Source organism: Ruegeria sp. L11 (assembly GCF_056531755.1).
In genome coordinates this window covers 174,580-195,634 of sequence record NZ_JBQFMI010000001.1, presented here as the reverse complement: position 1 = coordinate 195,634, position 21,055 = coordinate 174,580, and the positions used below count along the sequence as shown (strand labels likewise).

Here is a 21,055-nt window from a genome sequence, read left to right as displayed (position 1 = left end):
AACCCGGAGGCAGGCGATGCTGACACAGGCGCGCAAGATGTTCTACCGCGCCCGCGGTTACTATGCGGGCAACCTGAACGGCGAGCCGTTTCGTCTGGACCCTTATCATTCAAAGTTCTGGCGCAAAGCCTCCACAGGCCAGTGGGAGCCTGAAACCTTTGCTGTTCTCGACCGGTATCTTTCGCCTGAAAGCGATTACCTGGATATCGGCGCATGGATCGGACCGACCGTTTTATACGGCGCGCGCAAGGCTCGCCATGTCTGGTGTTTTGAGCCAGATCCTTCGGCCTATCGATTTCTGGCGTGGAATCTGGACCTGAACCAGATCAGGAATGTCTCAGCCTTCGGGGTCGCTTTGTCTGACAAGTTCGGCGTGGCCCGCATGGCGTCGGTCTGGGGTGAGCCCGGGGATTCGACCACATCCCTGCTGCACAATGAAGCCCATGGGAATGACGCGCTGACGATTACATGGGAGCAGTTCCAGTCGACCTGTGATCTGTCGAAGGTTTCACTGGTCAAAATGGACATTGAAGGGGCGGAGTTTTTTGTACTTCCCACGCTAATACCCTGGCTCAAACAGCATCGTCCCCCATTGCTGCTGTCAACACATGCGCCACTACTGAATGAGGAAGACCGAGCCGACAGAATGAAGCATCTGGCCGACCTATTGTCGTTTTACGATACATGCCAGCGGGAAGGTGCTGCGTCAGATCACTCGATGACGGATGAGGGTGCCTTGACCCGCTTCCAGACCTATCTTTTCACGTCCTAGTACGATCAGAAACAGCTGTCTGCGGATTGGGAAGAACGCGCGAAACGCTCCCCCCTTCCGCGATCCGAATATCAGTATAGCGTGTGGGTATTGACCGCTTTGCAGCGTCCGACACCGCTTGGCCGGTTAGTTACATTCGCCTGCGGAAAACGCGCAATCATCTCGAACTCATTCGTTTGCGGGTTCATCATTGCGGTGTAGGACACACGCACTTGACCGCCCGAGTTCGCCATGAGGCTGACCCGCCAATTCATCTGGTATTCACCGCGTCGGTTGACCTTGAACTTGGTGTCCTTGGGTTGCTGTTCGTTCCTACCCGCCGATCTGTTGTCTTCGCCGATCACCCAATCATAAGCCCGAGCACGCTTGTTTTCAGCATCAACACTCAGCCAAACCTCGGGCGGGATCCACCCCCGAGCTTCCATACTATGAAGCTCACACATATAGTTCGCAACTTCGGCTTGCGCGGCAGCGGCCAATACAGAAAAACCAATAGCAAGAAATTTTCTTTTCATTTTCAGCACCTTTTTGTCAACTGGATGGTGTGGGTATCTGTTTGCATTTTCCTCGGGCAAAACCATCTCGCGGCAGGTACGCACTGTGTGAGGTTGATCGTGTGGTCGCCTTCAAAGTTCGGCGGTCCAGAAACACTGTGAACTCGTGATTGAGTAGATCGATCGCGTCAATACGCGACTCGTTCGACGCGTAGCTTCTGCCAGTCGCAGAATAGACATAGTCTCGACCGACCCAGGCAACCGACAAGTTTCGAATACTGTCGCGCTTGACCCTGGCTGGTCCTGGCTGTGTATCGATATCTGGCATCTCGATCTCATGGATATAGGCGGAACGACCATATTCATCGACCGAAAACACAAGGAATTCGGGAGTCGGTTTGTTGACAAGGCCATGGCCAAACTTGCACTCATACGTCTCTGTAAAGGTTTGAGAAGCTGAAACAACAGGTGTGGACAACAGTCCAAGCGTCAATGCAAATGCTATCTTTTTCAAAGTATTACTCCGCTCTTTCCTTACCTTTGGAATGGTATCTCAACGCAGATCCCGTTTGCGTTTCCGTCATGTGAAGATTGTACATCCGAATTCGAGCTGGCTATTGCCTTCATTGTTTCGCGATTCAGGAAAATCGAAAACTCTTGGCGCCCTAAATCAAGAACCATCCTGCGAGGGTCACCGCTTCTGGTTCGTCTGCCAGTTCGTGAAAACGTATAGGCGTCGCCCGGCCAACTGATCGAAAGTACCCGAAAGCTGTTTCTGTTGATAGAAGCCGATCTTTTCGGCGTGTCTATACCCCGCATTTCAACTTCGTGGAGCAACGCCTGGCGCCCGTACACGTCAACTGAAAAAACAACGCGGGTCGGAGTTGGCCGATTTGCCAGGCCTTTGGCAAAAACACACTCAAATGTCTCTGAATAAGTCTCGGCTATGGCCACATTAGGTATAGTTGAAATAGCAATTAAGCCGCTTGCGATTAGTCTAAAGAAATTCATAATAAAATTCTTATTTTTCAGCCTTTTGGTGATCGTTAGCCCAATCACACCGCTCCCGCAACAGGAGAAATCGCGCAACGAAATTCTCGACAGACCCTGTTGTGTGTCCCACACTCAAATCGCTTTGCAGAAGCACAAAATTCGATGGCCGCCTGTCCAGGACGAGGCGGCCATCGAATAAAACGTCAGATGTGTAGACAGGTCAGTAAACGCCAACCTCACTGCCGGGCTGTGCCGCAACCTTGAGCAGTTTGAAAACGTAATCCGCAGCGGAACGGAAGCAGACCACGCGGAAGGTTTCGGCATCGTCCATCCAGAACGCACCTGCCACTTGCGCCAGGCGCGAGCGGCGGATTTGGCCGGGTTGGAAGGCCTCGGCCGACAGATCAACCGGGGCGACTTTGCCCAACACTTCTCGTGCGCTGGCGCCTGATATCGTGAATACCGCGCGGGCATCCGAGACGTTCACGGCCAGTGCGTGAGTTTTTCCCAAAGTTTTGACCATTGCGGCCAGTTTGGCCTCGACCTCGGCATAAGGGACCAGCACCAGCAGCTCGTCCGGTGACATCCAGCATACGCCGGTATCGCCGCTGACCAACGCCTCGCGCTGACCGGGTACGTTCTGTCCAGTCGCATCCTTTACGGCCTTGGCGAGGCTTTTGTCGGACAAGTCGCCGCGCAGGGTGATCATACCTTGCAGGCCACATTCCCTGACATTGGCGATGCCATCATAGCTGGCGTGGTTCAATGCGCTGATGGGTTCAGACATTCTGCTTCTCCCCGTCCTTGTCGAAGAAGATCGGGTCCACGATCTTGGCTTTGTAGGTTTTGCCGTCCGTGCCCGGGAACTCGACGATTTCACCCATCCGGTCCGGGCCGTGCTTGATCAGGCCCATAGCGATCCCTTTACCGAGGTTGGCCGAGTAATAGGTCGAGGTAACCCGCCCGATCATGTTGCGCTGACCATTGGCATTCACACCCTCACCGACCGCATAGGCACCGTCCGGCAAAACTGATCCATCCACAGTCTCCAAACCGACCAATTTCCAGCGTTCTGGATCGGCCATGTGGGTCCGTGAATGGGCGCGTTTACCGAGGTAGTCCTCTTTCTTTTTCGACAGCGCCCAGTGCAGCCCAAGATCCTGCGGGATCACGGTGCCGTCGGTTTCGTCGCCGATCATGATAAAGCCCTTCTCGGCCCGAAGAATGTGCAGACATTCGGTGCCGTACGGCATCACGCCGAATTCCTTGCCTGCCTCCACCAGGGCGTCCCAGAACGCCTGACCCTGCGAGGCGGGAACGGCGATTTCGTAGGACAACTCGCCCGAGAACGAGATGCGATAGGCGCGGCAGTCGAACGCGCCGATCTTGCCATCGCGCCATTCCATGAAGGGCAGCGCCTCGCGGCTGACATCCATACCGCCCAGCTTTTCAAGAACCTTGCGGGCGTTCGGGCCGACCACAGCGACCTGAGCATATTGCTCGGTCACGTTGGCGACATAGACTTTCCAGTCCCACCATTCGGTTTGTAGCCATTCTTCCATGTGACCATGGATACGCTCGGCCCCGCCGGTGGTGGTGTGGCACAGCCATGTGTCCTCATCGATGCGGGCGACCACGCCGTCGTCGATCAGAAAGCCGTTTTCCGAACACATCAGGCCATAGCGGCATTTGCCGACTTTCAGCGTGGACATCATGTTGGTGTACATCATGTCCAGAAACTTGCCTGCGTCAGGGCCTTTGACGATCAGCTTGCCCAACGTCGAGGCGTCCAGCAGGCCAAGGTTTTCGCGGGTGTTCTTCACCTCACGGTTCACCGCATCATGCACGGATTCACCGGCGCGGACATAGGCGTAGGTCCGGCGCCAGTGGCCGACCGGCTCCCAATCGGCGCCGTTCTTGTCGTGCCAATTGTGCATTGGGGTCTGACGGATCGGCTGGAACACTTCACCCCGCGCTTCGCCGCCGATCGCGCCCATCGAAATGGGTGTATAAGGCGGGCGGAAGGTCGTGGTGCCGACCTTCGGGATTTCGGACTCCAGCGCATCAGCGAGGATCGCCAAGCCGTTGATGTTGCTCAACTTACCCTGATCCGTCGCCATACCAAGTGTGGTGTAACGCTTGGTGTGCTCAACACTCTCATAGCCCTCGCGCGCGGCCAGCTGCACGTCCGAGACTTTGACGTCGTTCTGGAAGTCGAGCCAGGATTTCATGCGCAGCTGGATTTCTGCGTTTGCTGGCATCAGCCAGACAGCCTCCATCGGTGCTTCTGGAGTGGTTTCACCAACCGGAGCCTTGATGTTTTTCGGCTTGAACCCTGCGGCCTTGGCTGCGGCTTTTCCCGCCGTGTGGGCGTCGGTCAGAACATCGCCCAGCGCCAACGCACCATTCGATGCCCCGGCGGCCAGAACAAAGCCCTCACCATTTGCGCCCAGCGGCGGGCGCGAGGGATCGGGGCGGAAAAAGGCATTTGCGTCATCCCAGGTCAGCTTGCCACCGCAATGAGACCACATATGAACGACCGGCGACCAGCCGCCCGACATGGCCACTGCATCTGCTTCAACCTCTTCACGAGCGCCTCCAACACCTTCCTGGTTGCAGATGGCGACTTTTTTGACGCGCTTGCCGCCCTTGACCTTGGCAATGGCCTTGCCCGGATCAACGCGGATACCCAACTGGCGGGCTTCCTCTGCCAAAGGTCCAGCCGTTGCCCGTGCGTCAACAATACGCAAAACATCCACACCCGCTTGCTTCAGCGTAATCGCGGTGCGATAGGCGTCGTCATTGTTGGTGGCGACGATGACACGCTCGCCTGGGGTGACACCCCAGTTCACGGCATAATCGCGCATGGCAGAAGCCAGCATCACACCCGGAACATCGTTACCAGCAAAGGACAACGGGCGTTCAATTGCGCCGGTTGCGGTTACAATTTGCTTGGCGCGGATACGCCAGAGACGGTGGCGCGGGCCTTGCACGCCCGGCGTGTGGTCTGTCAGACGTTCATAACCCAGCACGTAACCGTGGTCATAAACACCCGCGCCCATGCAGCGAGAGCGCATGGTGACGTTGTCCATTGTTTCGAGTTCGGAAACCAATTGCTCCACGAACTTATCCACAGGCTCATCATTGACTGTGCCACCGTCAACCGGAGCGCGACCGCCCCAATGTGCGCTCTGCTCAATCAGCAGAACCTTGGCGCCCGAAGCAGCTGCCGCCTTTGCCGCCTGTAGGCCAGCCACACCGCCACCGATGACCAGAACATCGGTGAAGGCATAGAAGTGCTCATAGGTATCGGCATCGCGGCTGTCCTTGTCGGGCGCTTTGCCCAGACCGGCAGACTGACGGATGAACGGCTCATAGACGTGCTTCCAGAACGGTTTGGGGTGGATGAACGTCTTGTAGTAGAAGCCAGCCGGCAGGAACCGGGCGAATGCCGTATTCACCGCGCCGATGTCGTGTTCAAGGCTTGGCCAATGGTTTTGCGAAATCGCAGTCAGGCCGTTGAACAACTCGGTCGTGGTGGCGCGCTGGTTCGGTTCAAACCGGTTGCCCTGCCCCAGCCCGACCAGAGCGTTTGGTTCTTCCGCACCGCTGGCGACAACGCCGCGGGGGCGGTGGTATTTGAACGACCGGCCCATCATCATCTGATCGTTGGCCAGCAGCGCCGAGGCAAGCGTGTCGCCCTCATAGCCCTGCATCGACGTGCCGTTGAAGGTAAACGTGACCTTTTTCGACCGGTCAATCAGCCGGCCTTGTTTTGCGAGACGGGTGCTCATTGTGCGGACCTTTCGCGGGTGGAGGCGTCGGAGCCTCCGGCGGGAGTATTTTTGAAAAGATGAAGCATCAGGAGAACTCTCTCCAGGTCCATCCGGGACGCTTTGCGGCGATGGCCTCTTTGATGTCCTGCGGTGGCTCGGAGGTCTGAGCCGTGTAAGTGCCAAACACTTCTAGCGTGCTTGTGCAGCGCGCCGCGTGAAACCACTTGCCACAGCCATTGGCGTGGCGCCAACGTTCAAAGTGCACGCCTTTGGGGTTTTCGCGCATGAACAGGTAGTCGTGGAACTCGTCATCCGACGAGCCGGGACCAAAACGCTTCAGATGCGCCTCGCCACCGGCGGCCAGTTCTGTTTCTTCGGCGTCAACGCCGCAGTAAGGGCAATTCAGGATCAGCATGTTGTCATCCTTTTGGCGGTTGGTTGGCGCAGCGGCCAACCAGAATTCTGTTTCTTGGCAACCTCGGACCCACCTTCAGTGGGCAACCCCGGCGGCCACGCTTTCGTCGATGAAGCGGCCTTCCTTGAAGCGGTCCAGCGAGAAGGCCTCGGTCAAAGGTGAATGACCTGTGGCCATCAGCTGCGCCATACCCCAGCCCGAGCCCGGGATTGCCTTAAAGCCGCCGGTGCCCCAGCCCCCATTGATAAAGCAGCCCTGCAGCGGAGTTTTCGACAGGATAGGCGAGCGGTCACCGGTCATGTCCACAATCCCACCCCACTGGCGCAGCATCTTCAGGCGCGAGATCATCGGGAAGGTTTCGACCAAGGCGCGGACGGTTTCCTCGATATGATGAAAGCTGCCACGTTGGGTGTAGTTGTTGAACCCGTCGGTACCACCACCGATCACCATCTCGCCCTTGTCAGACTGCGACATGTAGCCGTGAACGGTGTTGGCCATCACGACCACGTCCATGCAGGGTTTGATAGGTTCGGATACCAGTGCCTGCAATGCGACGGCTTCCAGCGGGAGACGGAAGCCCGCCATCTCGGCCAGTTGACCGGAGTGGCCCGCAACGACGATACCCAGCTTGTCACAATCGATGGCACCCTTGGTGGTGTCCACGCCGACGACACGACCGTTTTCCGAGCGTACGCCGGTGACCTCGCATTGTTGGATGATATCCATACCCATCGCCGAACAGGCGCGCGCATAGCCCCACGCCACGGCATCGTGACGCGCAGTGCCCCCGCGTTCCTGCCAGAGCCCGCCCAGAACCGGATAGCGGGGACCGTCCAGATTGATGATAGGCACAAGTTGCTTGACGCGTTCGGGTCCGATCCATTCGGTCTTCACACCTTGAAGGGCGTTTGCGTGGGCCGTGCGCTGATAGCCGCGAATCTCATGCTGGGTCTGCGCCAGCATGATCACGCCACGCGGGCTGAACATGATGTTGTAGTTCAGATCCTGGCTCAGATCCTCATAAAGGCCACGTGCTTTCTCGTAGATCGCCGCTGAAGGATCCTGCAGGTAGTTCGAACGGATGATCGTTGTGTTTCGACCCGTGTTACCACCACCCAGCCAGCCTTTTTCGATCACCGCGACATTCTGAATGCCGTAGTTCTTGCCAAGGTAATACGCGGTCGCAAGACCATGCCCGCCAGCACCGATGATGATGACGTCATAACGTTTCTTGGGCTCGGGTGAACGCCAGGCGCGTTCCCATCCGGTGTGATAGCGCAGGGCCTCCCGCGCGACAGCAAAGGCTGAGTAGTGTTTCATAAGCGAATCCATCCGGTTCGGTGATTGCGCGCAGATATGCCGCGCGGCGACAGTTTAACCGCGCCGCGCAACGCCGCAATATCGCACTATTGCGACATGTCGTTCATTCGCGGCCATTTGTCCCTTTTGTCGGACGCCCCACAGGTCTAAGTCAGGGCAGTATCTTCGGAGGGGCCATGACGTTCTGGGTTCTGATTTTTCTTGTCGCGCTTCTGATTGCGGCATTTCTGAGCTTCACATTGCTGCGCAAACGCCGCGGGGATGAACCTGCGGCGGCGTACGATCTGCGGGTGTATCGCGAACAGCTGACCGGTGTGGACCGGGATCTGGCGCGCGGGGTGATTGGTGAGGCAGATGCGGAACGGGTCCGCACCGAAATCTCCCGACGAATTCTTGCCGCTGACGAACAGATGAAAAAGGGTGGCTCGGGTGCCGGGCCATCACGGACCGTCTCGATTGTGACAATCCCGGTTGTCATGCTGATCATCATCGGGGGCGCGATGGCGATGTATCATCGTATTGGTGCCGTCGGGTTGCCCGATATGCCCCTGACCGCGCGGCTGGAACTGGCCGAGGAGGTGCGCGCCAATCGTCCGTCCCAGAGCGCCGCAGAAGAACTGGCAACCCCACCTCAGGCGGCGCAGCTTGACGAAAATTACGCGTCCCTTCTCAAGCAGTTGCGAGAGACCGTTGCGGCCCGCCCGGATGATTTGCAGGGGCAGATGCTTTTGGCGCAGCATGAGACCAATTCAGGGAACTTCAAGGACGGATATACCGCGCAACAAAGGGTGATCGAACTGTCGGGCGACGCAGCCACAGCCGAGCATTACGCGGATTTTGCCGAGATGATGATCCTGGCTGCGGGTGGATATGTGTCGCCCGAAGCTGAACAGGCCCTTGCCGAAGCTTTGAAACGCGATCCTCATCACGGTCCGGCCCGGTATTATTGGGGGCAAATGCTGGTTCAGACCGGACGACCAGACCTTGCCTACCGCATTTGGGTTGAAACGCTGAGGGAAGCCCCAACAGGCGCACCATGGGCAGGCGCGATCCGGGATCAGATAGATGAGTTGGCCTTTCGGGCAGGGGTTTTCAATGCACCGGACATGAGCGCACCGTCCGGCCCAAGTCGCGAAGACATGGCCGCAGCAGCGGAAATGAGCCCCGAGGAACGGCAGCAGATGATTCAGGGAATGGTGGATCAGTTGTCCGACCGCCTGGCGACAGAAGGCGGCGCACCCGAGGAATGGGCTCGTTTGATCGCCGCTCTGGGTGTTCTGGGTCAGGGCCAACGGGCCATGGATATCCACAATGAGGCGCTGGAGGTGTTTGCCGGAAACACCGAGGCGTTGCAGATCATTGATGCCGCAGCCCTGCAAGCCGGGATTGCGAAATGATCTACGACGTGTTCGAAGACTTCGCCAAGGCGCTGCCCCCGATGCAAGCGCTGATAGGGCTGGATCTGGGCGAAAAGACCATCGGTGTCGCAGTCTCCGACCGGATGCGGGGCGTGGCCAGCCCGTTGGAGACTGTAAGGCGCAAGAAATTCACACTCGATTCCGCCCGGTTGATTGAAATTGCTACGGATCGCGAGATTGGCGGCATTCTGTTGGGTCTTCCCAAAAACATGGACGGCACAGAGGGGCCGCGCTGCCAATCTACGCGGGCATTTGCGCGAAACCTGTCCCGTCTGACGGAATTACCTATCGGATTCTGGGATGAACGGCTGAGTACGGTTGCGGCAGAAAAAGCACTGCTTGAGGCGGATACGTCACGAAAACGTCGCGGACAGGTTATTGATCACGTTGCAGCAGGTTATATCTTGCAGGGAGCGCTGGACAGGCTGCGCTTTTTGTAACAGGTCGGAGACCGATTGATGACGAACATGGTTTGGAAGCGCAATGAGGTCGAAAGCCCTTGTGTCCAGATTTGTGTTGTCCATCCGGCCGAGCGTATCTGCACCGGATGTTACCGCACGATCGACGAGATCTCTCGCTGGTCCAGGATGGACAGTAGCGAACGCGCTGAAATCATGAACGACCTGCCGTCTCGTAAACCGCGGCTCAGCAAGCGGCGCGGCGGGCGTGCCGCTCGTATGAATGGCTCCTGACCGATCAGCGTAGACGTTTTGATGACATTTCTGCCGGCTGTGCAGCGCTTTTCGGGATAGGCGCGTTCGGCGCGGTGCCACGCAGTTCTTTCTGAAACAGAAGCGCAATCTCGGATTGGCTGGTTTTGGGCCGCCGATCATCATTGCGCGCGCATTCCGATTGCAGCACGTCAGCCGCACGTTTGGTCTTTCTGGTATTAGTGAGTCTTCCGATCAAAGTCTTAAGTGGCATTGCGGACGTCCCGTTTCCAGTAACCGTGCCACTGCGGGTCGAGTTCGAGCTCCGAGGGGGTCTAGCTCTTGAACATTGAGGTTCAACGTGAGTGGTAACCCGCAGCGACAGGGTGTGGCTTAAGGTATTTCCCGTCACAAGTAGGGGGAAAACACGCGGCCTTTGATCGTTTTTGACGCCTCAATCAAGAAAAACTCACAAAAGCCCATAATTTCCTTACGTCACTTTTCGATTCGACTTTGCCAAGACTGGGAAAGTTGGGGCTGAAGCTGTGAAAATCCGCCGTCAGCAGTCGAATCATGCCTGACATCGCACAACCGGATTTGAGGCTGCATCACGAACCTTGACCGATTGGGTGTTGCCTGCTCAGGCGTTCCACAGTCGAAGGTTTTATCCGGCGGCAAGCCAAGCCCTGGCGTTCTCGTACTCTTCGGACGGGAAAAACTGTGTCCGGGTCCCTAACACATGGCTGGCGACCTTCTGCGCCATGCGCTGCCAGCTTTTGTCCCCAACGATGGCAGCTCGGTCCAGTTGTCCGATATGTCGGCTGGCCAACCGAAAATGCGCCGCAAGCGCTGACAGCCCTTGCCAGCCGTCAAACTCCCTGAGGTCTATCAGCAGGCGAAACCCTGGCCGGTCCTGTAACAATGCATCCAGATCACGTTCTGCCTGTTTGTACCATTCAGGGTCCAGCTTGCCCAATAGGCTGATCTGAACACATGGGCCGCTCAGGTCAGTCACGTGGATCGATCCCAGGGACTCACGCATCCAGCGTCGGGCCGCCTCAAGCTCGACCAGATCGAACACCTGAACCGGACAGGGCAGGATGGGGGCAGCCAGACGAACGCTTGTCTGCACCCAGCCCTGGTCAGCAACAACTGCGATCCGGTCGAAACCTCGCCAATGGCTTAACCCCAGCTTGGTGTCGGACCAGGCCGCGCCCAGATCGTACCCCTGGAATTCAGGTTGGATTATTGCCAGCAGCCGAACCGTGTCATGTTCGGTCAGCGCAGCCTCGATCGCGGGAACCAGAGTATTGGCGTAGTCGGCGCTGGTCACTTGCCCCGACAACTCGACTTCTATGAGTGCACCGTCAGAATTCGTATGAACCGTCATCATCGGTCAAAACCTCCAAAGCCAAATAATGACAGGACGTTAGGCGGATTCGATCCATTCGGCTACTCCACCGGAGCATTCGGGGCGGAAATAGGCGATCATTCGACCATCCTGCCCCGCCGTCGCCCCTGCGGCCCAGGGAGCAACCCCGTGCAGGCAATGGCGGTGCAGCAGATAGGCCTCTCCCGGCTTTGCAGGCACCTCGATCCTTCGGCAGGTCGCAAACACCTCGCGACGGGCGGATTGGTAGATGTCGGTTATGTCAACTTCGTGCAGGACCTCAGGCGGTATCCCTTCAAGCGCCCGCCTGAACGCGGTCCGTAGAATGTCATGACTGCCGTCCCACACCACCATCGGAGACGCGTCTACGCTGGCCTCGGTCAGTGGAATGCCCAGAATCCAGGCATGAGGTTCATCAACCCGGCGGCGGCGATCCGGCCCTGTTGGGCGCAAACCGTCCACATGGGCCGCATCCCTGTTTCGACGGTAGCGGGTGGCCGCTTCATTCTCACCCCGGCGCGGGCGCGGATAACCCGGATAAACAACAGAAACCTGCCCCTTGTGCAGCGGTAAATCTCCAAAGTGTTCGTCGATGAATGCCATGGCCTTGCCGTTCAACGGCCCGGACTGCCCGACCCTGCCCTTCGTGTCATTGGGCAGTGCGTCGACACCGATGAACCACGTCCCTTCACAATCCAACCATTCCGCATGGGCCGGATCCTTTGTAGACGCCCGTGCGGCAGACAAAGCGTGGTTCACCCATTCGGCCAGCACCGGATCATACGGGAATTTCACCCAGCCCCGGGCCGAAAAATCGCTCATAAGCCTACAGCCTTGCGCAGCATGTTCAGCGCGACCAGCGTCAGGAACACGGCGAAGACACGTTTCAACGGTTTTGGGTCCATTGCATGGGCCAGCTTTACCCCCCATGGCGCGGTGATCATTGTCATTGCGACAACGATCCCGAAGGCCACAAGATTAACCGCGCCAATGGTCAACGGGGGGCGATGCTCGGGCGCGATATCCACAAACAAGAACCCAATGACCGACGGTACGGCGATGATCACCCCAAACCCGGCCGCGGTCGCGACCGCGCGGTGGATAGGGGTGTTATAGAGGCTCATCAGCGGCACACCGAAACTGCCGCCGCCGATGCCCATCAGAACGGAAAGAAACCCGACCAGCGGGGACAGGACGGCCCGTTTGATACCGCCGGGCATTGAGTCGCCCACCCGCCATTCTGCGCGACCCAACCCAAGATAGGCACCGATCACCATGCCCAGAATTCCGAAAAGTGCCTGCAAAGCCTCGGTCCGCAGCGCCGATGCGACCAGCACTCCGACAATTGCGCCGACGACAATACCCGGACCCCAGCCGCGCAGGATATCCCAATCCACCGCACCCTTCTTGTTGTGGGCAAGAACCGACCGCAAAGACGTTACAATGATCGTGGCCAGCGACGTCGCCAGACAGAGCTGCATCAATTGCGGACCGCCATAGCCAAGCGTTTGAAACGCATAGAAGAACGCGGGGACCAGCACGATACCGCCGCCCACTCCCAACAGCCCGGCAAGCACACCGGCCAGCGCGCCGATCACAAGCAAAAGGCCCATCATCTGGGCCAGCAACATTGTCTCGGGCATCGTCCCCCCTTTTGCCGTCTAAACCTCGGCCATCGGCGCTATGTGGTTCAGGGCCTGTAGCATGACTTCTGGCCCGGCCCCTTCATGCACGGCCCCTTCGGACAATGCGCGCCGCCATGCCCGCGCACCGGGACGCCCCGCAAAGAGACCCAGCATATGCCGTGTGATCTGGTGCAAACGCCCGCCATTGGCAAGGTGCATCTCAATATAGGGCACCATTTCTTGAACAACCGTCATCGGATCGGGAACGGTTCCAACGCCAAAGATGCGCCGGTCGGCATCTGCCAGGATATCACCGGGCTGATGATAGGCCGCCCGACCGATCATGACGCCGTCAAGACCTGCGTCCAGATGTGCTGCTGCTTCGTTCAAACTGGCGATACCACCATTGATCGATATATGCAGATCCGCAAACGCGACTTTCATCCGATGCACAAGGTCATAGTCGAGCGGTGGAACATCGCGGTTTTCCTTGGGGCTCAACCCCTGCAACCACGCCTTGCGCGCATGGATCGTTACTCTTTGACAACCTGCCGCACTGATCTGCTCAAGAAACGCAGGCAGAGCTTCTTCGGGCTCTTGATTATCCACACCGATGCGGCATTTGACCGTGACATCCACATTAACCGCGTCGCGCATTGCTGCGACGCATTCTGCAACCCGCGCCGGATCTTTCATCAGAACCGCCCCGAAAGTACCAGACTGCACCCTGTCCGACGGGCACCCACAGTTCAGATTGATCTCATCATATCCTGCATCAGCACCCAAACGCGCCGCTTGCGCCAACTCCTCCGGATCGGACCCACCCAACTGTAAAGCCACGGGATGCTCCTGCGGTGAATGATCCAACAGATGCAGCGCCCCACCCCGAACAAGCGCCGGTGCGGTTACCATCTCGGTATACAGCAGGGTTTCCGAGCTAAGCAGCCGATGAAAATACCGACAGTGGCGGTCGGTCCAATCCATCATAGGCGCAATAGAAAGTCTAGCGTGTTGATTTATCTGCATTTTTTGTGTATCTTCAAACTGTTGGTGGCGGATGCTGCTACGCTGGAATACGCCCCAATATCCCCGAATTTGCCCCTCTACGACGACTCATTGCACACACAGCGCACACGAAAATGGCCTCCATCACCAAGCTCCCCTCCGGTGCCTACCGGGTCCAGATCAGACGAAAGGGCCGCTACGCGAGCGAGACGTTCCTCCGCCGCGACGACGCCCATCGTTGGGCCCGCCAGGCGGAGACCCGGGTCGATCAGGGGCTGGCGCCGAACAAGTCGTCCGTTTCCCGCCTCCAAACCTTTGGCGACCTCATCGATCTTCATATAACCGATATGTGCGAGGTAGGGAAACCGCCGCGTCGCAGCAAGGCCGCCACGCTCAAGACGCTCAAGCGCGATCTGGGCAAGGAGAAGATCGGGCACCTCGACCGGCAAAAGCTGATCGACTACGGCAAGATGCGCGCTGATCAAGGCGCCGGTCCGGTGACCCTCAGCATCGATATCGGCGTGATCAAGATGATCATCACCCATGCGGCAGCCGTACACGGGCTCGACATTTCTCCCGAACCCGTTGATCTGGCCCGTGTCGCGCTCAAGCGGCTCGGCCTCATCGGCAAAGGCACCGAGCGGGACCGCCGCCCCACCACGGACGAGCTGAACCGCCTCTTCCGTTGCTTCGATGACAACGAACGCCTGACCCTGCCGATGACACGGATCGTAAAGTTCGCGGTGGCCACAGCGATGCGGCTCGATGAAATCTGCCGCGTCGCATGGACCGATCTCGACGTCGACCGCCGGATGCTCATGATCCGCGACAGGAAGGACCCGCGCAACAAGACCGGGAACGACCAGCGGATCCCACTCTTTGCCGCCACGGGGTTCGATGCCTGGGCATTGGTCACCGAACAGGCCAAGGAGCTCGGGCACGCAAGAGGCCGGATATTTCCCTACAACTCGAGATCGGTCGGAACGGCCTTCCGGCGCGCCTGTGTCGAGGTCAGCGTGAAGGACCTGCATTTCCACGATTTGCGCCATGAGGGAACAAGCCGCCTGTTCGAGGCCGGCTTCGCCATCGAACAAGTCTCGCTGGTCACCGGCCACAAGGATTGGAAAATGCTGCGCCGGTACACGCATATCCGGCCGGAAACGCTGCACCGGCTCGCCGCGTCGCGAGCCCCTTCCCCGCTCGAGACCCGCGCAGCCGAGTGATCGGAGAGGTAGAGGGGTGCCGTCCCGGCCCGTGACGGGTTTGGAGGTCGAGAGAGAGGCTTTCGGCCGCCCGTCGCGGGAGAAAACCCATGAATACCGAGATTATCAATGCCGGGCGTGACATGAGCGGCGGCTACAAGGTGGATGTGTCGCGCGGCACGAACGTGGACCGCGTGTCGTCCGAGTGGTTCTCGCGGCCGGATGACGAGCGGTATCTGTCGCTCGACGACCTTTTCGCCTCGGTCAAGGGCCGGGCGGAGAGGAGCCGGACGCGAACTGTGGAGAGCGCAGCGATCCGGGTCGAGGCGCATCGCGACGACCCGGAGAAACTGAGCCTTGTCCTGCCGGGCAAGGATGAGCCCATCGCGCCGACGCATTGGAGCTTTGGCCAACTCTCGAGCCTCGTGGGTGCGCCCGCGGCCTATCTGCGGCAACTGCCCGCGCCGCTGGCGGGGATCAACCTGCAATACGGGCTGACCAACCACCGGGCCGAGCAGATCAAGACCATGGAAGTCGCGAACGGCCGCACAGAACTGCGCGCGGTGACTGGCCCCGATTATGGCCGGATCTACGACCATGAACTGGTCTCCGCCGTCCAGCGCATCGCAGGGAACGGCACTGGCGACACGCGCTGGAAGGTGCCGGGCGTGCTCGACTGGTCGACAGGCATCTACAACCCGCGCGTGGACGTCACGAAGGAGACGACGACGCTCTACGCCTCCGACCGCGACGTGTTCCTGTTCCTCGTCGATGACCTGAACCCCATCGAGGCGGGGCTGCTGCCCGACGGCTCGCCCGACCTTTATTTCCGGGGGTTCTATTGCTGGAACTCGGAGGTCGGCGCCAAGACGCTCGGTATCGCCAGCTTCTACCTGCGCGCGGTCTGCCAGAACCGGAACCTGTGGGGCGTCGAGGACTTCCAGGAGATCACGATCCGGCATTCGAAATACGCCGCCTCGCGCTTCGCTCACGAGGCCGCGCCTGCGCTGAGCCGCTTCGCCGAATCCTCGCCCGCGCCCTTCATCGACGGCATCCGCGCGGCGCGGGAGAAGATCGTCGCTCGGTCGGACGAGGACCGCCAGGATTTCCTGCGAAAGCGCGGATTTTCGAAGGCGGAGACGGGGCGGATCGTCGAGACGGTCCTGGCCGAGGAAGGCCGCCCGCCGGAAAGCGTCTTCGACTTCGTCCAAGGGATCGCCGCGGTCGCTCGGTCGAAGCCACAGCAGGATGCTCGGTTGGTCATGGAGCTGAAGGCGAAGGCGTTGTTGGAGAAGGTACGGTAACGTGGCGTCGTTTGCGGCCCGATCTGGATAAAATTCGGGCCACGCTCTTTCTATGCTATCACGTCACCTTCCAGTGGATAGGGCAACGAACGCGAGCGATCAGTTTCACAAAGGTTTGCTAGCTTTTCCAGAACAGTTGCTGGATCCATGAGGATTGCTTGATTGTCCTCGATTGCTATCATTTCATTCTGGGTTAGCGTCTTCGTGAATACACTCGACTTGCCATCTTTTGTGACTTTAACAATCAAAATTGAACCAATACTGCAGGCTGCGTTCTCTGTTCCAGCCATTGCGCTCATCAATTCTCGCACGGCCTCAGCATTGGTCTTATTTACCTCAGCTTGACCCTTTTGAAGTGTCTCAATTTCGACCCCGTGCTTTAGTTTCTTGAGCGCCTCCCTAACCTCATCAGAAGTTGCGGCGTCCTTTGTGCGACCAATCATCTTTTTGAACCAAGAACCCTGAATTGGCGGGTACTCGTCATCGATCTCAATTCCATGGTGCTTAAGAAGACTTCGCAAAGCCCGTTCAATAGGGCCAACAACCTTGTAGCCGTCCTCTGAGGTATAAATCCTTACGGGTAGAAACTTTTCGTTACGAATCGACGTCGGGTCGATTCCTGCATGCATAAGATATACGAAATTGTGTAATTCTTTTGAGAGCTTGTCAGCTGAATTAGCAGATCGGTTCTGAGCTGACTGTGTATACTGGACCTCTTTGGTCAATCTCATTAGGTCTGGTATTTCTTCCAACGGCCCGCGCCGACCTCCTTCAGCGAGATCGTAAAGAAGTCTGTCCAGAAAGCTGTTTAAGGGGCCGTAGGTCAGTCTTTCGTAATCAAATCTGAAAGACCTGTCCCCTCTAGCACGTGGTCGAAATTCATCGTCGTAGAATGAATACTGATCGCGCCATTCACCTAATAGCGCGGATGACAAGAGGGCAACTATTCGCTCGAGTCGTTCGACGCGATCAAATCTATCGTCTGATGAGAAATAGTCTTTTCTTTGAACCATGAATTTAAACTCCCGTGTAAGTGTGGATATTACTTCTGTGCCAACGGCAACGTCCAGTTGAAAACACATGGCGACCCCTCGATCATGCCTCCCAGAGTTAGAGGGGTGCCGGGTTTTCCGTGACGGGTTTGGAGGTCGGGAGAGAGGCTCCCGGCTGGCCTGTCGTGGAGATATCCCATGAGACCCAAGCAACAGAAGATCACCCTCAGCGCCTCGCGCGACATTCCCTTCAACAAGCTGATGCTCAGCCAGTCGAACGTACGCCACGTCAAGGCGGGCGTGTCGATCGAGGAGCTGGCCGAAGACATCGCGCGGCGGACGCTGCTCAGCTCCATCACCGTGCGGCCCGTGCTGGACGACAATAGCGCCGAGACCGGCATGTACACGATCCCCGCCGGCGGGCGGCGGTTCCGGGCGCTCGAACTGCTCGTCAACTCGAGGCGCATGAACAAGACCGCGCTCGTGCCCTGCATCGTCCGCACCGATGGGCTCGCCGAGGAGGACAGCCTGGCCGAGAACGTCCAGCGCGCACCCCTGCATCCGCTCGACCAGTTCCGCGCTTTCCAGGCGATGCGCGAGAAGGGTCGCACAGAGGAGGAGATCGCCGCGGCGTTCTTCGTCTCGGCCGGCGTGGTCAAGCAGCGGCTGAAGCTCGCCGCCGTGGCGCCGTCGCTGCATGATGCCTATGCCGAGGAGGAAATGACGCTCGACCAGCTCATGGCCTTCACGGTCAACCCCGATCACGCGCGGCAGGAGCAGGTCTGGGAGGCGTTGCAGCGGCACTACTCGCGGCAGCCCTATGAGATTCGCCGCATGCTGACCGAAGGCGCGGTGCGGGCCTCGGACAAGCGGGCGCAGTTCGTCGGGCTCGACGATTACGTCGAGGCCGGGGGCGAGATCCTGCGCGACCTGTTCCAGCAGGACGACGGCGGCTGGCTGCAGGATGCCGCCCTGCTCGACGTCATGCTGCGCGAGAAACTGGCCGAGGAGGCCGAGGGGGTGCGCGCCGAGGGCTGGAAATGGGTCGAGGTCGACACCGAATTCCCCTACGGCCACACTTTCGGAATGCGCCGGATTCATGGCGAGGCGGTGCCGATGAGTGACGAGGAGGCTGCCCGCTATCAGGCACTGAAGGCCGAATACGACGCGCTCGAGGCCGAGCATGCAGAGGTCGACGAGTTGCCCGACGAGGTCGATGCCCGGCTGGGCGAGATCGAGGAAGCTATGGAGGCATTCGAGGCGCGTCCGATCCGGTACGAGGCAGAAGATCTCGCGCTGGCCGGGGCCTTCGTCAGCATAGACAGCTCCGGGCGACTGCGGGTCGAACGGGGCTACGTGCAGCCCGAGGATGAGCCGGTCGAGGAGGTGGAGGACACCGGCGAGGTCGCACCAGAAACGGCGCCGGTCGAGGACGCTGCTGACACCGTCGCGTCCACTACGGACGAGGAGGAAGAGGATGACGGCCTGAAACCGCTTTCCGACCGCCTCGTCATGGAACTGACTGCCCATCGCACCCTGGCGCTGCGCAATGCGCTGGCCCAGGACCCGCAGGTCGCCTTCCTCGCGGCCCTGCATGCGATGGTCCTGCGGCTCTTCTACCGCTACGCCGTCGACAGCTGTGTCGAGATCGAACCGCGCAACGCCGCCTTCGGATCGCAGGTGCCGGGCCTCAGCGACACGGCCTACGCGCAAGACATCGACCAACGCCACGAGACCTGGGCGCGCAACCTGCCGAAGGCATCCGAGGACCTCTGGGAAGCGCTGACCGAGTTCGACAGCTGCAGCCGCGAGGCGCTCTTCGCCCATTGCGTGGCGATGAGCGTGAATGCCGTCCACGACCTTTACCAGCGTCGCCCGCGCGCCATCGCGCATGCGGACGTACTGGCCGCGACCGTCGGGCTCGACATGGCCAAAGCGGGCTGGACGGCCACGGCTGACGGCTACCTCGGCCGCGTGACCAAGGCGCGCATCCTCGAAGCCGTGCGCGAGGCGAAGGGTGAGAAGGCCGCTGACCGGATCGCCGGGCTGAAGAAGACGGAAATGGTGACGGCCGCCGAGGACCTGCTTGTCGGCACCGGCTGGCTGCCGGACCCGCTGCGCACGCCGCCGCTGCCGGAAGAGGACGCTCCGGAGATCGAGCTGGTCGACGAGGCGCATACCGCCGATGGAGGACCTTCGGACGACGATCCCGACAGCGGCGAAGCGCAAACGGCGGAAGACGGCGGCGAACCGGCTATCGGAGATTACGAACCCTCGGGAGAAGATGATCCCATCGCCGTTGACGCCTTCGCCCGGACAGCCGCCGAGTGACCTTCGAGCAAGTCGGAGCTCCTTCCCCCCGAGTTCCGGCAGCCGGGGTCCGCCAGAAATGGCGGGCCCCTTTTTCAATCCACGACAGGAGGCACAGAGCATGCACAGCCCCGCCGCCGACATCGCCCGCCGCCTTGCCGAAGATGCCGAGGCCGTCTGCCGCCACTACCTTACGAACGGACGCAAACAGGGCCGATACTGGATCGTTGGCGATGTGCAGAACAAACCAGGCCGCAGCCTCTATGTCAGACTGACCGGTCCGATCTCTGGTCCCGGCGCCGCCGGAAAATGGACCGATTCCGCAACCGGGCAGCATGGCGACCTTCTGGACCTGATCGCCCTGAACATGGGGATCACCACGCTGAGGGACACGCTGGACGAAGCGCGCAGGTTTCTCAGCCTGCCGCAGACGGACAGGCACCGCGCCACCAATCCGCCAGCCTCTCGCGGCTCACCCGAGGCCGCACGGCGGCTCTGGGCGATGGGCCAGCCCATTTCGGGCAACTTTGCGGAACGCTATCTCGCAGGACGCGGCCTCACGGGGTTGGGCCATCTCGACTGTCTCCGGTTTCACCCGAACTGCTTCTACTGGCGCGAGGATCACGCGCTGACAGACCCGCCCGAGACCTGGCCCGCCCTGCTCGCCAAGGTGACGGATCTCGACGGACAGCTCACGGGCCTGCATCGCACGTGGCTCGATCCTGTCTCGGCAGACAAGGCCCCAGTCAGTCCACCGCGCAAGGCCATGGGCAATCTCCTCGGCCATGGTGTCCGCATAGGCGAACCGAACGGCATGCTGGCCGCAGGCGAAGGGCTGGAGACCATGCTCTCCCTGCATCTTGCGCTGCCGAAGTTGCCTGCGGTAGCGGCTCTGTCCGCCAATCATCTCGCAGCCCTGCAGCTGCCCGCCGATCTTCGCCGCCTCTACATCGCCGTCGATGCCGACCCGGCAGGCCTGTCCGCCGCGGACCAACTGGCGCATCGGGCCATTGGGGCCGGAATCGACGCCGTCCATCTCTCCCCCTGTCTCGGCGATTTCAATGACGATCTGCGGGCAATTGGCCGCGACGCGTTCCGCGCGCATCTGCGTCCGCAACTGGCGCCCGAGGATGCCGCGACCTTCCTCGACGACACCATCGATTGATCGGAGTCGGCGCAGCCGGCCAGCGCCTCCGCGATCAGAGCCACGCCTTCCGGCCTTCCGAGAGCGGGCAAAACGGAGCAGAGCCCGGACGGGCCCGCAACGGCCATGGCCGTCCTCCGCTGCGCTTCGGTTCCACCCCATCGCGCGGGCGCGACGGGGACCCCTGAGAATGCAGACCCGTCCGGCCCCCGCTTTTCCGTTGCCCGGGAAGGCCGCAAGAGGCG

The 21,055-nt window shown here is 59.7% G+C and carries 18 protein-coding genes; 8 read left to right on the top strand and 10 right to left on the bottom strand.

The window, feature by feature from the left end; all coding sequences use genetic code 11:
- The first annotated feature begins 16 nt into the window (after positions 1-16).
- Positions 17-772 (top strand): FkbM family methyltransferase, encoded by a 756-nt coding sequence (locus tag ACR0CE_RS00930; RefSeq protein WP_480538155.1) that lies wholly within the window; start codon positions 17-19, stop codon positions 770-772.
- Between the two features lie 71 nt (positions 773-843).
- On the opposite strand, the gene ACR0CE_RS00925 is transcribed toward ACR0CE_RS00930, so the two are convergent.
- The 5 genes from ACR0CE_RS00925 to ACR0CE_RS00905 all read right to left on the bottom strand — a co-directional run bounded on the left by ACR0CE_RS00925 (position 844) and on the right by ACR0CE_RS00905 (position 7,770).
- Positions 844-1,353 carry a hypothetical protein gene (locus tag ACR0CE_RS00925; RefSeq protein ID WP_480558212.1) on the bottom strand — a complete coding sequence of 170 codons (510 nt, stop codon included), beginning with the start codon at positions 1,351-1,353 and terminating at the stop codon, positions 844-846.
- 1,126 nt (positions 1,354-2,479) lie between these two features.
- Complete coding sequence (locus ACR0CE_RS00920; protein WP_480584975.1) at positions 2,480-3,046, bottom strand: sarcosine oxidase subunit gamma; 567 nt, start codon at positions 3,044-3,046, stop codon at positions 2,480-2,482.
- Positions 3,039-6,053, bottom strand: coding sequence for a sarcosine oxidase subunit alpha family protein (locus ACR0CE_RS00915; protein WP_480830522.1), 3,015 nt, complete (start codon positions 6,051-6,053; stop codon positions 3,039-3,041). Before ACR0CE_RS00915 ends, ACR0CE_RS00920 begins: the two co-directional genes overlap by 8 nt.
- Positions 6,054-6,120: 67 nt before the next feature.
- Positions 6,121-6,450 (bottom strand): sarcosine oxidase subunit delta, encoded by a 330-nt coding sequence (locus ACR0CE_RS00910; RefSeq protein ID WP_480473438.1) that lies wholly within the window; start codon positions 6,448-6,450, stop codon positions 6,121-6,123.
- A 75-nt stretch (positions 6,451-6,525) separates the two neighbouring features.
- Positions 6,526-7,770 (bottom strand): sarcosine oxidase subunit beta family protein, encoded by a 1,245-nt coding sequence (locus ACR0CE_RS00905; protein ID WP_480830520.1) that lies wholly within the window; start codon positions 7,768-7,770, stop codon positions 6,526-6,528.
- 176 nt (positions 7,771-7,946) lie between these two features.
- Here ACR0CE_RS00905 and ccmI point away from each other — a divergent pair, with 176 nt between their 5' ends.
- Genes ccmI through ACR0CE_RS00890 form a run of 3 tightly spaced genes read left to right on the top strand, consistent with a single transcriptional unit; the run spans position 7,947 to position 9,880 of the window.
- Positions 7,947-9,167, top strand: a complete 1,221-nt coding sequence (gene ccmI, locus ACR0CE_RS00900) for a c-type cytochrome biogenesis protein CcmI (protein ID WP_480830518.1) — start codon at positions 7,947-7,949, stop codon at positions 9,165-9,167.
- The gene (ruvX, locus tag ACR0CE_RS00895; RefSeq protein WP_480830516.1) at positions 9,164-9,628 is read left to right on the top strand and encodes a Holliday junction resolvase RuvX; all 465 of its coding nucleotides are present in this window, start codon (positions 9,164-9,166) and stop codon (positions 9,626-9,628) included. The genes ccmI and ruvX overlap by 4 nt, the downstream gene beginning before the upstream one ends.
- An 18-nt stretch (positions 9,629-9,646) precedes the next feature.
- Positions 9,647-9,880 (top strand): DUF1289 domain-containing protein, encoded by a 234-nt coding sequence (locus tag ACR0CE_RS00890; RefSeq protein ID WP_209503450.1) that lies wholly within the window; start codon positions 9,647-9,649, stop codon positions 9,878-9,880.
- A gap of 622 nt (positions 9,881-10,502) precedes the next feature.
- Here ACR0CE_RS00890 and ACR0CE_RS00885 read toward each other — a convergent pair.
- From ACR0CE_RS00885 to dusA, 4 genes are read right to left on the bottom strand one after another with little or no spacing between them, the layout of a single operon-like run.
- A complete protein-coding gene (locus ACR0CE_RS00885) occupies positions 10,503-11,228 on the bottom strand; it encodes a SpoIIAA family protein (protein WP_480772879.1) in 726 nt (241 codons plus the stop codon).
- Positions 11,229-11,267: 39 nt separating this feature from the next.
- The gene (locus tag ACR0CE_RS00880) at positions 11,268-12,050 is read right to left on the bottom strand and encodes a hypothetical protein (RefSeq protein WP_480830514.1); all 783 of its coding nucleotides are present in this window, start codon (positions 12,048-12,050) and stop codon (positions 11,268-11,270) included.
- On the bottom strand, positions 12,047-12,871 hold the full coding sequence (locus ACR0CE_RS00875) for a sulfite exporter TauE/SafE family protein (protein ID WP_480772881.1): 825 nt from the start codon (positions 12,869-12,871) through the stop codon (positions 12,047-12,049). The genes ACR0CE_RS00880 and ACR0CE_RS00875 overlap by 4 nt, the downstream gene beginning before the upstream one ends.
- Before the next feature lie 18 nt (positions 12,872-12,889).
- The gene (gene dusA / locus ACR0CE_RS00870) at positions 12,890-13,879 is read right to left on the bottom strand and encodes a tRNA dihydrouridine(20/20a) synthase DusA (RefSeq protein ID WP_480830512.1); all 990 of its coding nucleotides are present in this window, start codon (positions 13,877-13,879) and stop codon (positions 12,890-12,892) included.
- Positions 13,880-13,992: 113 nt separating this feature from the next.
- Between dusA and ACR0CE_RS00865 the strand changes: the two genes are divergently transcribed.
- Both ACR0CE_RS00865 and ACR0CE_RS00860 read left to right on the top strand, forming a co-directional pair.
- Positions 13,993-15,081 carry a site-specific integrase gene (locus ACR0CE_RS00865; protein WP_480830510.1) on the top strand — a complete coding sequence of 363 codons (1,089 nt, stop codon included), beginning with the start codon at positions 13,993-13,995 and terminating at the stop codon, positions 15,079-15,081.
- 89 nt (positions 15,082-15,170) lie between these two features.
- Positions 15,171-16,364 (top strand): DUF932 domain-containing protein, encoded by a 1,194-nt coding sequence (locus tag ACR0CE_RS00860; RefSeq protein WP_480830509.1) that lies wholly within the window; start codon positions 15,171-15,173, stop codon positions 16,362-16,364.
- A 50-nt stretch (positions 16,365-16,414) separates the two neighbouring features.
- On the opposite strand, the gene ACR0CE_RS00855 is transcribed toward ACR0CE_RS00860, so the two are convergent.
- Positions 16,415-17,446: a hypothetical protein gene (locus ACR0CE_RS00855; RefSeq protein ID WP_480830508.1), complete on the bottom strand. Its 1,032-nt coding sequence runs from the start codon at positions 17,444-17,446 to the stop codon at positions 16,415-16,417.
- 108 nt (positions 17,447-17,554) lie between these two features.
- Here ACR0CE_RS00855 and ACR0CE_RS00850 point away from each other — a divergent pair, with 108 nt between their 5' ends.
- Together ACR0CE_RS00850 and ACR0CE_RS00845 are read left to right on the top strand one after the other, a co-directional pair.
- On the top strand, positions 17,555-19,687 hold the full coding sequence (locus tag ACR0CE_RS00850; RefSeq protein WP_480830506.1) for a ParB/RepB/Spo0J family partition protein: 2,133 nt from the start codon (positions 17,555-17,557) through the stop codon (positions 19,685-19,687).
- Positions 19,688-19,787: 100 nt separating this feature from the next.
- Positions 19,788-20,831, top strand: coding sequence for a DUF7146 domain-containing protein (locus tag ACR0CE_RS00845; RefSeq protein WP_480830504.1), 1,044 nt, complete (start codon positions 19,788-19,790; stop codon positions 20,829-20,831).
- The last annotated feature ends 224 nt before the right edge of the window (positions 20,832-21,055 follow it).

Coding starts and splice junctions, on each gene's coding strand:
- ACR0CE_RS00910 (WP_480473438.1), bottom strand. CDS start 6,450: ATGCTGATCCTGAATTGCCCTTACTGCGGCGTTGACGCCGAAGAAACA.
- ACR0CE_RS00890 (WP_209503450.1), top strand. CDS start 9,647: ATGACGAACATGGTTTGGAAGCGCAATGAGGTCGAAAGCCCTTGTGTC.
- ACR0CE_RS00915 (WP_480830522.1), bottom strand. CDS start 6,053: ATGAGCACCCGTCTCGCAAAACAAGGCCGGCTGATTGACCGGTCGAAA.
- ACR0CE_RS00920 (WP_480584975.1), bottom strand. CDS start 3,046: ATGTCTGAACCCATCAGCGCATTGAACCACGCCAGCTATGATGGCATC.
- ACR0CE_RS00860 (WP_480830509.1), top strand. CDS start 15,171: ATGAATACCGAGATTATCAATGCCGGGCGTGACATGAGCGGCGGCTAC.
- dusA (WP_480830512.1), bottom strand. CDS start 13,879: ATGCAGATAAATCAACACGCTAGACTTTCTATTGCGCCTATGATGGAT.
- ACR0CE_RS00905 (WP_480830520.1), bottom strand. CDS start 7,770: ATGAAACACTACTCAGCCTTTGCTGTCGCGCGGGAGGCCCTGCGCTAT.
- ACR0CE_RS00875 (WP_480772881.1), bottom strand. CDS start 12,871: ATGCCCGAGACAATGTTGCTGGCCCAGATGATGGGCCTTTTGCTTGTG.
- ACR0CE_RS00845 (WP_480830504.1), top strand. CDS start 19,788: ATGCACAGCCCCGCCGCCGACATCGCCCGCCGCCTTGCCGAAGATGCC.
- ACR0CE_RS00855 (WP_480830508.1), bottom strand. CDS start 17,446: ATGTGTTTTCAACTGGACGTTGCCGTTGGCACAGAAGTAATATCCACA.
- ACR0CE_RS00930 (WP_480538155.1), top strand. CDS start 17: ATGCTGACACAGGCGCGCAAGATGTTCTACCGCGCCCGCGGTTACTAT.
- ACR0CE_RS00850 (WP_480830506.1), top strand. CDS start 17,555: ATGAGACCCAAGCAACAGAAGATCACCCTCAGCGCCTCGCGCGACATT.
- ccmI (WP_480830518.1), top strand. CDS start 7,947: ATGACGTTCTGGGTTCTGATTTTTCTTGTCGCGCTTCTGATTGCGGCA.
- ACR0CE_RS00925 (WP_480558212.1), bottom strand. CDS start 1,353: ATGGTTTTGCCCGAGGAAAATGCAAACAGATACCCACACCATCCAGTT.
- ruvX (WP_480830516.1), top strand. CDS start 9,164: ATGATCTACGACGTGTTCGAAGACTTCGCCAAGGCGCTGCCCCCGATG.
- ACR0CE_RS00880 (WP_480830514.1), bottom strand. CDS start 12,050: ATGAGCGATTTTTCGGCCCGGGGCTGGGTGAAATTCCCGTATGATCCG.
- ACR0CE_RS00865 (WP_480830510.1), top strand. CDS start 13,993: ATGGCCTCCATCACCAAGCTCCCCTCCGGTGCCTACCGGGTCCAGATC.
- ACR0CE_RS00885 (WP_480772879.1), bottom strand. CDS start 11,228: ATGACGGTTCATACGAATTCTGACGGTGCACTCATAGAAGTCGAGTTG.